At 62.2% G+C, this 2566-nt stretch carries 1 protein-coding gene and 1 pseudogene; one reads left to right on the forward strand and one right to left on the reverse strand.

What is annotated here, in order from left to right:
- Window positions 1-74: 74 nt before the first annotated feature.
- Entirely contained in the window at window positions 75-1448 is a 1374-nt protein-coding gene (locus ACMX3H_RS18195) for an MFS transporter (RefSeq protein WP_415211798.1), read from the forward strand.
- Window positions 1449-1607: 159 nt separating this feature from the next.
- Here ACMX3H_RS18195 and ACMX3H_RS18200 read toward each other — a convergent pair.
- Window positions 1608-2434 (reverse strand): annotated as a pseudogene (locus tag ACMX3H_RS18200) (competence/damage-inducible protein A); the annotation flags it as partial.
- Window positions 2435-2566: the final 132 nt, after the last annotated feature.

Raw genomic sequence — 2566 nt, forward strand, 5'->3', positions numbered from 1 at the left:
CATCGCCGGATTATCCATGATCTGACAGCCGTCCCTTATAGGATGCGGGTTCACTAGGCATCGTAGTGGAACATATTCTTACCGGGCCATACAACAAACCCACCAATAATTCAAGACGTCCTCCACGGGGCGCTTACGATCTCGGTGTGCTGGCGTTCGGCATCAAGGATGTGGCGCAAAAGTTCAACCTGACCCCGGCCGCCACCGGCATGGTGGCATCGGCCATTACGTTTGGCGCTATCGCCGGCGCGTTCTTCGGCGGTTATCTGACCGATAAAATTGGCCGCTATCGGGTATTCATGGCGGACATGCTGTTTTTTGTGCTGGCGGCGCTGGCCTGTGCCTTCGCCCCCAACGAATGGGTACTCACCGCCGCACGCTTTGTGATGGGCCTGGGCGTGGGTATAGATTTGCCGGTGGCAATGGCGTTTCTGGCGGAGTTTTCCCGCCTGCGCGGACGGGGTAACAAAGCCGCCAGCATTGCCATGTGGTGCCCCACCTGGTATGCCGCTATCAGCGTTTCCTATCTACTGGTGTTGTTGCTGTACGGCGTATTGCCGGAAGGGCATACCGCTTGGCTATGGCGGCTGATCCTCGGCTTCGGCGCCGTACCGGCGCTGGTGATTATCGCCATCAGTAGCCGCTATATGAACGAATCACCCGTCTGGGCCGCCAACCAGGGCGATCTGGCCGGCGCGGCGAAAATCTTGCGCCATTCCTACGGTATCAATGCCGAGGTGGCAACGGACGCGCCGGCGCCGCAGATCAACCGCCGCGCCAAAGCCGGTTTGCGCAATCACGCCGCGATGCTGCGTGGCGTTTACCTGCGGCGGACGGTGCTTGCGACCCTCATCGCCGTGGCCTCCTCGTTCGCTTATAATGCGGTGGCGTTTGGTCTACCGGTCATCCTCAGCAGTTTCCTCGAGCAGTCCATGCTGAGCACCATTCTGTTCTCGCTGGCGCTGAATCTGCTGTTCGCGTTTGTCGGCGGGCTGCTTGCGGTGCGCTTTGTACCCCGCTTCGGCGCCGGGCCGATGACCGTGCTGGGCTATGCCCTGCAGCTATTGTCGCTCATCGGGCTGGCGCTTATCGGCCGTCCCCACGATGGCATTCAGGCCGGTCTGGCCATCGCCATGCTGGCGTTGTTCCTGTTCGGACAAGGGGTCGGCCCCGGTTCGCACAGCATGACGTTCGCCTCGCTAAGCTACCCCACCTCGCTGCGCGGCGTAGGTGTCGGGTTTAACCAGACGCTGATGCGTGCCAGTTCGACGCTGTCGCTGTTTCTGTTCCCGGTGCTGACGGCGCTGCTCGGCACCGGCGTTTTCTGGGTGATTGCGCTGGCGCCGCTGGCGGGCCTGTTAGCCTTGCTGGCCCTTCGCTGGGAGCCGTCGGGCTATGATGTGGATGCGGAAGATTTCGCGTCGCCGTCGACCGCCGCTGCAGGATAAGTCACTGCAGCGGGATTGGCCTGCGCCGTGGGTTAACCCTGCGCGGTAGGATGAATAAAGGAGCCCTCGTCAGACGATTGCCCCTTTTATTTATTAGGCCGTAAACACCTTGGCGGCGTCTTGACCGCCCCTCTCGCGCCGCAGGCTTCCGCGTGCGGTTCAAAGCGTGGCAGCGAGACGCACCCAGCCATATTCAACGTACACCTCCCGCTCCTGCAGCCAGCGCTGCAGCATATTTAACGCCATTAGCGCCACCACTTCCTGGCGCGCGCGCAGGGGATGCCGCGCCAGATTGTTGCGCAGGACGATGGTTTGCGCAAAATCCCGCCCCGGCGTATGCAGCGCCACACTGAAATGATCCTGCGTCAGAGCGCCCACCACCAGCCCCAGCGAGGTGCCGTGACGCTGCGCCAGCGCCGCTAAATCGACGGTCGGCTCAGCGCTCGCCGGTTCATCAGGCCACCATTCGCCGCCCGTCACCGGCACGCCGGCACGCCGGCGCTCCGGCACTGCCAGGTGACCATCCCGGCGGTGAACTGCTCCGCCAGCGCCAGGGTCAACCCCCGCTGCGGCAACTATTGCCCCAGCCGGGTCGGCAAATCGTCGGTCCCCTCATAGAGCTGGCTGTAGCCGGCCACGGCGCGGATCTGCTGCCATACTTGCTCCATAGACTCGCGTTCATGGGCCGGGCCGGTCAGCTTCAATTCAATGATCGGCATCGAGGAGCGGTAGCCGAGCACCACCTCCACCGGCAGACCGTCGAGCTCATTGGCCAGATCGCTTTCGCCGCGGCCAAAGGTGGTCATGCGCAGGCAAAGCGGTGGATCCGGCAAATCGAACCGCTCGCGCAGCCGTGGCACGATTTCGCGCTCCACCATGACCTTGAATTCCGAGGGCACGCACGGGGTAAAAAACAGCAAACAGCGGTTGAGCTGCAGCGCAAAACCACAGGCGGTGCCGACCGGATTGTCGATAAGCTGCTGGTTCCGGTCACGTCCGATCACTGATTCCGATTTCACCCGATCACTGATTCCGGTCGCCCGATCAGCGATTCCGATTCTGTCCGATCGCTCATCTTCTGTTCCGCCATACTCTGGAGACTTTTAGCTTCCGGGGGT

The organism is Sodalis sp. (in: enterobacteria) (assembly GCF_047607725.1).
In the GTDB taxonomy this organism is placed as follows: domain Bacteria; phylum Pseudomonadota; class Gammaproteobacteria; order Enterobacterales; family Enterobacteriaceae; genus JBLKSS01.